General features: G+C 73.6%; 6 protein-coding genes. 4 read left to right on the top strand and 2 right to left on the bottom strand.

Translation table 11 applies throughout. The features are described 5' to 3' along the window. Positions 1–333: 333 nt before the first annotated feature. The gene (locus tag C6N75_RS02135) at positions 334–1,683 is read left to right on the top strand and encodes an MFS transporter (RefSeq protein ID WP_219852839.1); all 1,350 of its coding nucleotides are present in this window, start codon (positions 334–336) and stop codon (positions 1,681–1,683) included. 111 nt (positions 1,684–1,794) lie between these two features. On the opposite strand, the gene C6N75_RS02130 is transcribed toward C6N75_RS02135, so the two are convergent. Together C6N75_RS02130 and C6N75_RS02125 are read right to left on the bottom strand one after the other, a co-directional pair. After that, a complete protein-coding gene (locus C6N75_RS02130) occupies positions 1,795–3,357 on the bottom strand; it encodes an MFS transporter (RefSeq protein WP_181160291.1) in 1,563 nt (520 codons plus the stop codon). 391 nt (positions 3,358–3,748) lie between these two features. Next, on the bottom strand, positions 3,749–4,942 hold the full coding sequence (locus tag C6N75_RS02125) for a 5'-methylthioadenosine/S-adenosylhomocysteine nucleosidase family protein (protein ID WP_146132459.1): 1,194 nt from the start codon (positions 4,940–4,942) through the stop codon (positions 3,749–3,751). Between the two features lie 442 nt (positions 4,943–5,384). On the opposite strand from C6N75_RS02125, the gene C6N75_RS02120 reads away from it, so the two are divergent. The 3 genes from C6N75_RS02120 to C6N75_RS02110 all read left to right on the top strand — a co-directional run. Further along, on the top strand, positions 5,385–6,449 hold the full coding sequence (locus tag C6N75_RS02120) for a LacI family DNA-binding transcriptional regulator (protein WP_105867113.1): 1,065 nt from the start codon (positions 5,385–5,387) through the stop codon (positions 6,447–6,449). A gap of 78 nt (positions 6,450–6,527) precedes the next feature. Then, complete coding sequence (locus tag C6N75_RS02115) at positions 6,528–8,030, top strand: glycoside hydrolase family 32 protein (RefSeq protein ID WP_105867112.1); 1,503 nt, start codon at positions 6,528–6,530, stop codon at positions 8,028–8,030. Between the two features lie 69 nt (positions 8,031–8,099). Continuing rightward, on the top strand, positions 8,100–9,229 hold a 1,130-nt coding region (locus tag C6N75_RS02110; protein WP_258177172.1), incomplete at its 3' end, for an ABC transporter substrate-binding protein.

The following is a 9,229-nucleotide window of genomic DNA, read 5'->3' as shown; positions in this document are numbered from 1 at the left end:
CGGAGAAAGGCGAGGGGAGAGGAGCCTTCATGACCACACGGTGCTGTGCTCCAGGTGGCCTGGCAGGCGCGTGAGACAAGCCCACGAAAAGGTGAACGCGCGCCTTGCGGCACCGCGTGCGGCCGCCGGCGCGTTTCTGCGGTCGTACAGTCGGCGGGCTGGTCGCCGAGGACGCCGCTCCGCGTTCGGGCACGGTCGCGCCGGAGCCCGACCGGCACCGCACGGTTCCCGTGGGCCGCCGCCCCCGGGCGCGTTGGGTCACAGATGACACGAGGGGCACCTGCCGTGGCCGGAAAACGGATGTTTCTCTTCTCCCTGTCCGGGGCGGTGGGGATGGTCCTGCTCGACCAGACCGTCGTCACCGTCGCGTTGCCCAGCATGGGGCGCGACCTGGGACTGAGCATGTCGTCGTTGCAGTGGGTCGTGAACGGGTACATCCTCGCGCTTGCGGCGTTCGTGGCGTTCGGCGGCCGGTTGGGTGTCGTCCTCGGGGAGATCCGCGCCTTCCAGGTCGGCGTCGGCCTGTTCGCGGCCGCTTCCGTGGTCTGCGGTCTGGCCCCGGGGAACGGTGCTGCGGCCGAGGTGATCGTCGCCGCCCGGGTCGTGCAGGGTCTGGGCGCGGCTGTCATGCTGCCCACGGCCCAGTCACTGGTGGCCAACGCCTTCCCGACAGGTGAGCGTGGTCGCGCCCTCGCCCTCTACACGGGCAGCGGACAGGTGCTGGCCGCGCTGGGGCCCCTGGTCGGCGGTGTGCTGACGCAGTGGATCTCCTGGCGGGCCGTGTTCTTCGTCAACGTCCCCGTGGCGGCTGCGGCGCTGCTGCTCCTTGCTGCCAGCCGCCCCGAGCGCACGCACGGCAGACGCACCTCGATGAGCGTGCCGCAGCTCACCACGCTGATCGCCGGGCTGGCTCTGCTCGTCCTCGGGACCCAGCAGGCGTCCGTCTGGGGCTTCGCATCGGCTCTCACCTGGACGGTGCTCGGTGCGGGCGCCTTGGGGATCGCGTGCTTCATCCGGCTGGCGCTGCGCTCCGAGCGGCCCGTCATCGACATCCGGCTGCTGGGCATCCGCCGCTTCCGCCGGGACGCGGTGCTGCTGTTCATCCTCCAGTTCGGGACCCTCGCCGCCATGGTGCACGGCACGCTCTTCCTGCAGGAGACGCTCGACTACTCGGCCATCGCGTCAGGTCTGGCCATCCTGCCCCTCATCGTTCCGCTCATCGTGGCCAATCAGATCGCCGGACGGGCGTTCGACAAGCACGGCGCGAGAGTCCCCACGGTGGCTGGGTTCATCGCCGCAACCGCAGGGGTGGGCGCGTGGGCGTGGTCGTTCACCGCCGAGACGTACTGGTGGCAGGTTCCCGGAATGACGGCCACGGGAATCGGCATCGGCTGCGCTCTGAGCTGCCTGAGTGCCGACGGGCTGAGCGTGGTCGCCGCGGAGTCGCGGGGTGAGGCGTCCGGCATTCTCGCCTGCCTGCGCCAGCTGGGCGGCAGTGTGGGCGTCGCCGCCGCGGCGACCGTCGCTCTCGCCGCCCACGGTTCGCGTACGGACTTCGCCTCCGTCCGGTCCAGCACGGCGGCGCTCGCCCTGTGCGGCGTCGTCTTGGCCCTCGGGCTGGCCCTGGCCCTGTTCCTCGGTTCCCGGACGGCACGGGAGACCTCAGTCACGAGGAAGGCGTGACCGCCGACGGCGCCCGGCGTCGCCACCGGAGCGCGGCGCTCCCGCTCCCCGGTGGCGGGACACGACGTGCGTCGACTCGTCGGCTTCGGCGGCCCGCCACGCGCGGTGGTGTCAGGCGGGGCGCCCCGCTCCGTCCTCCCCGGGCTCCGCGGACCGGCCCGGGGGTCGGCGGGGCAGGAGGAGGACGGCCGGCAGCATGGCGAGGAGCGTGATGGCCCCCAGGGTGTAGAAGCCGGTGGAGACCGCGTCGGTGACCGCCTCCTTGAGGGCGGGGAGCAGGTCGGCGGGGATGCCCGCGGGCAGGCCCGAACCCTCCGGTGACGCCACGGCCCGGCCGATGGAGCGCTCCACCTCGGGCAGCCGGTCGGGGGGAATGCGACCGTCCTGCCGGATGAGCTCCAGGATGCGCGCGCCCTGGACATGCGCCACGAGCATGCCCATGACGGCCAGACCCAGCGCCGCACAGACCTCGCGCGTCGTCTCGAGGACACCTGATGCCTGGCTGCGCAGGTCCGGGGGCGTCGAGTTGTACGCCTCGGAGAAGGCCGGAATGCTGACGAGCCCGATCCCGACGCCCATGGCGGTCCACAAGGGCAGCAGCCACGGGTAGGACTGGTGGGGCAGGGCGACCGCGGTGGCGGTCATCCCTCCTGCCACGAGCGCTCCCCCCACCGCCACGGGCAGGGGAGCTCCGAGCCGGTCGTACAGCATTCCGCCCACGGGGCCGACCAGGACCGAGGGAAGGGTGAGAGGAAGCAGGAGCAGACCGGCCTCGACGGCTGTCAGCCCCAGCACGTCCTGCAACCATACGACGCTGAAGACGGAGAAGCCGATGTAGGAGAACCGCACCGCCGCCAGCACACCCGTTCCGGAGCCGAACCCGCGCAGGGCGAACAGCCGGAGCTGGATGATCGGCTCGGCCAGGCGGAGCTCGCGCCTGACCAGGGTGCCTAGGAGCAGGACGCCCGCGGCCAGCAGGCCGAGCACGGTCGGCGAGGCCCAGGCCCAGTCCCGCGCTTTCATGACGGCGATCAGCACACAGCCCAGGCCCCCGACGAGCAGCGGGGCACTGCGCCAGTCCACCGGGGCGTGTGCGCGTTCGGCACGAGGCAGCAGCATGTGCACCGCGGCCACGCAGGCCATCCCCACGGGCAGGGTGAGGAAGAAGATCGCCCGCCACGAGAAGGTCGTCGTCAACGCGCCGCCCACCAGCGGGGCCGAGCCGTAGAAGAACGTCGACACGCTGGAGGCGATGCCCATCGCCCGACCCCGCTCGTGCCGGCCGAACTGGGCCACCGTGATCGCCTCGGCGGTCGGCCGGAGGAACGCCGCGCCCGCGCCCTGGGCCACCCGCGCGGCCAGCAGCCAGCCGAGGGACTGGGCGAGGCCGCCGGCGACGGAGCCGGCGACGAAGACCAGCACGCCGGCGCGGAAGACCCAGACGCGGCCGAGGGCGTCACCGGCCCGCCCGCCCAGCGCCACCAGCCCCGCGTAGGAGAGCAGGAAGGAGTTCACGATCCACGGCAAGTCGGTGTACGGCACGTCGAATTCGCGCTGGAGCACGGGCAGGGCCACGAGCACGGCCAGGGCGTCGATCGCGACCATCGCCCGCGCCGCGGTCATGGTGCCCAGAATCCACCAGCGGCGCCGGGAGTCGACGTCCGTTCGTCTCACTTCCGCCCCTTGGATCGCGTTGCGCATGGCGTACGGATGGGTGTGTGCCTTCCCCTCTGCTGCTGTGGTCCCCGTGCGGCCTGTTCAGCCGTCAGGGTGCGGGACCCCGCGACGCTTCCGGCGCACGGTGCGTGCCGTCGCGGCGCGAGGGGTGGACGAGCCGTGCGCTGTCGTGCGGGACTGGTCCGGACGGTAGGCGGTGCGGATCCGCCGGACCGTCGGACCGGGTGCGCGGGCGGGCCGGGCGGGTCTTCGTCGGGGTGCGCGTCGCATGAGGCCATTGGACGCGGCGGCCGAGCAGGCGGCAACGGGAGGGGGCCGGCCCCGGCCGCCGCTGCCACCGGACAGCGGTACCGCGCCGCGGCCCGCTCGAAGGCCCGCCGCGGCGGCGTCAGCCGAGCCCGCCGGCTCCCGGCGTGTACTGGCGCCGCAGGTCGGCCAGCTGCCCGCCGGTCAGCGACCGTCGCCCCTGCGGATCGGTGTACGTCACCTCGGTGACGGGCCCGACGCCGTAGGCGACCCGGTCCGCGATGAGGTAACCGGCCTGCCGGGCGTTCGCCAGCGGGCTGAGGTCGGCCCGGGCGACCGGTGAGCGGTCCACCTCGGCCGGCAGGCCGGCCACCACGTGGGCGCACACCTTCGCGGCTCGCTTCGAGGCCAGGTCCGCCGCGTAGGCGGTGGGGTGCCACGGGGTGTCCGACACGCCCCGGACCAGCATCCACGGCACTCCCGTCACGGCGTTGGCGTAGGCGAAGCCGGTGCCCTCGTTGTCCTCGGCATCGGTCTGGTACAGCATGTTCTGCGCTTCCACCCAGGCCAGGGACTCCGTCCAGACGGGTGCCTGACCGACCGTGCCGACGATGACCTTGCTGTCCACCGCTCCGCTCGCGTCCTGCCTGCCGGTCGCCTCACTCAGGCGCACCGAGCCCAGCGCGGGGGTCGCCGCGCCCGTCCGCACCAGCTGCTTCGCGGCGGCGAAGCCCTGGATGTAGACCCGGTCCGGGTCCACCGGGTGCGGCCGACTGCCGAACTCCGCCGCGTCCGAGGGGGTCGGGTACTGTTCCCCCCTGCCGCTGATGAGGGCGCCGGCGATATTCGTGCGTCCGGTGACGTGGATCTCGGCCGCCGGGTAGGGCTTCTGCCGGCCGTCGCGGCCGTACCGCACCGCGTCCTTGTCCACCACGAAGCCGCTCAGGACCACGTCTCCGACGTTGATGCCGGCGTTCTGCGCCCCGGCCGTCCCGGAGAAGATCGTCGCCCGGGGCCGGAAGGTCGTGTTCAGCAGCCAGGTGGCGAGCTGGGCGGCACCGTCCAGTTCGCCGCTGGCCACGCTCACCACCGCACGCCCGGCGATGCTCCCGACGTAGAAGCGGAAGCCCTGGACGTCCGTGTGGCGTTCGACGGCCATCTCGGCCAGCACGGCGGCCTGTTCCACCGGCAGGGCACTGACGATCCCCACCGGCGCGGGGTCCGGCCGGTCGGTTTCGCCGCCCCCGACCACGCCGGAGCCCGACAGCCCCAGCAGCGCCATGACCAGGCCCGCGGCGCAGACGCCGCGCACCATCATGGGGGCCTTGGCACGCACGGGGCTCCTCCCACCGGCGCGCACGGGACACGGCTGTGCGGGGCCGGGCCGTCGGCTCGGGTCGCGTTCACCGCCACCGTAGGCCGGTGGCGCCGGCCCGGCACCCTGGTGGACCCGACGGGGTGTGCCCGAGCCCTGCGCCGCGACCGGAAGCGGCTCCGCGGGTCCTCCCGGGGGTGCGGCCCGGGCTTTCGGCCCGTGCTTCCCAGGGCGCCGGGGGGCCGCCACCGCCCTGCCGGTCGGACGGACGGGGCAGCACGTCGGGGTGCCGGAGACGGGGGTCGACGCGACCCGCTTCCGGGGCTCGGCGGCGTCGGCGCCGGTCGAGGCCGCGCGATCGGGGAGCGACGTTGACAGAGGCGTCACCCAGAGGGCAACCTCGTCTCCACACGGTTGGCTAAACGATTAGGCAATCCGGAATGAACCACTTTGGACGGGTACCATGGCGCGTCGCATCGGCATCAAGGACGTGGCCGCGGCGGCAGGTGTGTCGACCGCGACCGTGTCGCAGGTGCTCAACCGGGTCGAGGGCAAGCGGATCAGGGAGGAGACGCGCCAGCGGGTCTGGCGGGCCGCCGAGGAGCTCGGATACGCGCCGAACGGGATGGCCCGCGGGCTGCGGACGCGGCGGTCGCAGACCATCGGCTTCGTCAGCGACGAGATCGCCACCACCCCCCACGCGGGCCGGCTGATCCTCGGCGCCCAGGAGGCCGCAGCGGCCGAGGGCCTGGTGCTGCTGCTGGTCAACACCGGCGGCGATGACGCTCTGGAGCGCAGGAGCATCGACATGCTGCTCCAGCGCCAGGTGGACGGCGTGCTGTACGCGGCGATGTACCACCGCACCGTGGAGCTGCCCGGGGCCCTGCGTACGACTCCCACCGTGCTGCTCGACGCGGGCTCGCCCGATCCCGCCGTCCCCTCCGTGGTGCCCGACGAGGTCCAGGGCGGGCTGGCGGCGACGCGGGAGCTGACGCGTCACGGCCACCGCCGGATCGGTCTGGTCGTGCAGACCGAGGACCTGCCCGCCCGGCAGGGCCGTCTGCGCGGCTACCGCCAGGCGCTGGCCGAGGTCGGGGTCGCCTACGACCCGGAGCTGGTCGCCGCGGAGAAGGCGGTTCCGTTCAACACGGTCGGCGGCGACGTGGAGGCCGGCTACCGGGCCGCACGGCGCCTGCTCGGGGCGAAGCGGCGTCCCACGGCGTTGTTCTGCTTCAACGACCGGATGGCCGCCGGCGCCTACCGGGCCGCCGCCGAGTCGCGGCTGTCCATCCCCGACGACCTGTCGGTCATCGGGTTCGACGACCAGGAGCTGGTCTGCGAGTCGGTGCACCCGCACCTGAGCACCGTCCGACTTCCGCACTACGAGATGGGGGCACGGGCGGTGGCCCGGTTGCTCGCTCTCGTCACGGCTCCGGACCGGCCGGCCGCCCCGGACACGGACGCGAAGGAACTGCTGCCCTGCCCGCTGGTGGCGCGGGCATCGGTCGCTCCACCGTCCTGTCCCTGACCCGGGTCGACGAAGCTCCCCCGGACAGCCGGCCGCCACGACCGTCCTGCTCCGCCGCACCATCCGAAAGGCCCACGAGTGTCCACCGCGTCCAGCGATCCCCACCGGCCCACCGCGCACCTGCGCCCGCCCCGGAACTGGATCAACGACCCCAACGGGCTCGTCTTCCATGACGGCCACTACCACGTCTTCTACCAGTACAACCCCTCCAGTACACGGCACGCGAACATCCACTGGGGCCATTTCCGCAGCAGCGACCTGGTGACCTGGGAGCCGCTGCCGATCGCTCTCTTCCCGGCGCCGGACGGGGTGGACGCCGACGGCTGCTTCTCCGGCAACGCCGTGTCCGACGGCGACCGGTTGGTCGCCTTCTACTCCGCGAACCGCTGGGACCGCTCGCCGCAGCACCAGCCGGTCACCACCGCCACCTCCCGTGACGGCGGTCGGACGTTCGCCCCGCGGGGCGGCCTGGTCATCACGGACTGGCCCGAGGACTGCACGATGTACCGCGATCCGTACGTGTGGCGGGACGGCGGGCTCTGGCGCATGCTGGTCGGCGCCGCCCTCGCGGACGGCCGGGGAGCGGCCCTGCTCTACGAGTCGGCCGACCTGGAGAACTGGAGCTACCGGGGCCCGTTCGCGGCCGGCGGGCAGGTGCCGGTCGGCACCGGCGGCCTGCACACCGGCGAGGGCTGGGAGTGCCCGCAGTACCTGCCTCCGCAAGCCGGTCGTCCCGGGGCCCTCGTCTTCAGCGCCTGGAACGACCACGACGGCGACCGCTGCGTCGCAGCGCTGATCGGCCAAGAGCACGACGGCGTCTTCGAGGCCGCCGCACCCGTACTCGTCGACCATGGACCGGACTGCTACGCGCCCGCCCTGCTGCGGGCGCCGGACGGCCGCTGGCTGATGTGGGGCTGGTCCGCCGAGGCCCGCCAGGAGAGCTGGGCGGCCGCCGGTGGATGGGCGGGCGCGCTGACGTTGCCCCGCGAGGTGCGCGTCGGCGCCGACGGGACACTGCGCCAGGAGCCCGCCGCCGAGATACGCGCCCTCCGCGGCACGCGGGCCGTCCACGCACACGGTGCCGGCCCCGGCCCCCAGTCCGTGGACCTGGGCACCGTGGGCCGGGCCTTCGACCTGACGGCCCGGCTGGAGACGACCGGGGCCGCGGGCCTGCGGCTGCTCACCGACGAGGACGGCTCCGAGTACCTCGACATCCGCCTGGACCCCGCCGCCGGCGAACTGGTCGTGGACCGCGAACACGCCTCGCTGGACGGCCGCGCCCACGGCGGCGCCTACCGGATGCCCTGCCCGACGGGGCAGCCGGTCGAGCTGCGGGCGGTCGTCGACCACTCCATGGCCGAGGTCTTCCTGACCACTACCGGCCAGGTGCTCACCCTGCGCCTGTACCCGACGGGTGAGGTCCCATGGCGACTCGCCGTCCGCGCCGCGCCCGGCACGCGTCTGCGGTACGCCGTCGACGCCTGGCACCTGCGGCCCCTCACCTACGAGGAGCCGAGCCGGGACACCTCGCCGCCGCGCGGCCGGGCCCGCACGGCGGAGCCGCCGCCGGCGTCGGCCTGAGGCACGCCGATACCGGCTCCTGCACGCCTCCCCCTCCTCCCACCCGCACCACACCTCTGAGGACTCGACATGAAACCGGGCATACGACTGCGTCGCACGGCGGCCCTGACCCTGGCCCTGGTCGTGCCCTTGGCCCTGGCGACGGCCTGCGGCTCCGGCGCGGACGCCGACGCCTCACACGGCACCGTCACCGTCTGGGCCCACCAGGGCCAGGCCGGAGAGAGCGCCGCCCTGCGGGACGCGGTGACGGCCTTCAACGCCTCGCAGCAGGAGACCAGGGTCGAACTGACCCTGATCCCCGACGCCGACTACACCAAGGCCGTCACCGCCACCGACGCCTCCAGGCTCCCGGACGTGCTGGAGTTCGACGGCCCCACCATGGCGAGCCTCGTCCGCGGCGGGAAGCTCGCCCCGGTCGACGGCTACGTCTCCGCCGGGACCCTGGCGAACGCCACCGACGCCACCAGGACCGACGGAGCGATCGGCGGCAGGCAGTACGGCCTGGGCATGTACGACTCGGGTCTGGGCGTCTACGGCAGCAGGAAGCTGCTGGACGCGGCCGGCGTCACCTACCCCACCGGGCTGTCCGACGCCTGGACGGCGGCCGAGTTCACCGACGCGGTGCGCAAGCTGGCGGCCAAGGACTCCCGCGGCACGAGCCTCGACCTCCAGGAGAACCTCGGGTACGCCAACGAGTGGGGCACCTACGGCTTCGCCCCCGTCGTCTGGTCGGCCGGAGGCTCCCTGCTCGACGGCGGCAGGGCCCAGAGCGCCCTGAACACCCCGGCCGCGGCGTCAGCGCTGCGGATCTTCCAGTCCTGGAAGAAGTACACCGACCCCAACACCGACGGCAACGCGTTCACCAAGGGCCGTGCAGCCCTCAGTTGGGCGGGCCACTGGATGTACCCCGCCTACAGCGAGGCCCTCGGTGACGACCTCGTCGTCCTGCCCCTGCCGGACTTCGGCGACGGACCCAAGACCGGGCAGGGTTCGTGGCGGTGGGGTATCAGCTCCCGCACCGGTGCCGGCAGGGCCGCCGGCGCCTTCCTCGACGCCCTCCTCGACGACACCAACGTCACCGCGATGACCCTGGCCAACAGCGCCCCGCCCGCCACCAGGTCCGCACTCGCGCGCAGCGGCCTCCCCGCCGGGGCGGCCCGCTGCGCGCGAGTGCGGACCTGGTGGCGGGCGGGGCGCTG

This window comes from Streptomyces solincola (assembly GCF_002982015.1).
GTDB classification, from domain to species: Bacteria; Actinomycetota; Actinomycetes; order Streptomycetales; family Streptomycetaceae; genus Streptomyces; species Streptomyces solincola.
Note: the sequence above shows the minus strand (reverse complement) of the source record. Positions and strands in the feature narration are given on the sequence as shown.

Excerpts from the sequence above, each read along its gene's own strand:
- C6N75_RS02135 (WP_219852839.1), top strand. The coding sequence starts at position 334 with ATGGTCCTGCTCGACCAGACCGTCGTCACCGTCGCGTTGCCCAGCATG.
- C6N75_RS02120 (WP_105867113.1), top strand. The coding sequence starts at position 5,385 with ATGGCGCGTCGCATCGGCATCAAGGACGTGGCCGCGGCGGCAGGTGTG.